Origin of the sequence: Eubacterium sp. An3, assembly GCF_002159465.1 — a bacterium.
Lineage (GTDB): Bacteria > Bacillota > Clostridia > Lachnospirales > Lachnospiraceae > Anaerobutyricum > Anaerobutyricum stercoris.
The window spans coordinates 1-578 of sequence record NZ_NFIR01000112.1; the positions used below are offsets into that span (position 1 = coordinate 1).

General features: G+C 43.4%; 1 protein-coding gene. It reads left to right on the top strand.

Annotation, left to right across the window (positions count from 1 at the left end; all coding sequences use genetic code 11):
* Positions 1-578 (top strand): ISAs1 family transposase (locus B5F87_RS20590; RefSeq protein ID WP_143405325.1); only part of this gene is annotated, 578 nt, incomplete at both ends.

Sequence of the window (578 nt, forward strand, 5' to 3'; positions counted from 1 at the left end):
TTTGCCATAGTACCCTCTGGATTTTTGGAGAATTTCCAGAAAAAATGGAATGAACTGTTAAATAGCGAAGAGGGAGAGAAAGTAAAGCGCCTGCTTGCGATAGATGGCAAAACCCAGAGAGGAAATGGGAATAAAAATCAGAAGGGCAATCATATTGTCAGCGCAGTAGACGAAAGAGGTTTTTGCCTGGGGCAAAAGTGCGTGGAAGAAAAGACGAATGAGATTACAGCAATTCCTGAATTAATAGACAGCCTGAATATCAAGGAAGCCATTATCACAACAGATGCCATGGGAACACAAACAGCCATAGTAAAGAAAATCTGGAAGAAACGTGCGGATTATGTGCTGGCATTAAAAGGGAACCAGGGAAGCCTGCTGGAAGAAGTAAGGGAATATTTTTCGGATGAAGGACTGCTGAAAAAATGTGCATACAAAAAGAAAGTAGAAAAAGCGCGGGGGAAGATAGAGAAGAGGGAGTACTGGCAGACAGAAGATATTTCGTGGCTGAGCCAGAAGAAAGAGTGGATGGGGCTAAAGAGCATAATCCTGACGCGGAACACCATAACAGGAGCAGATGG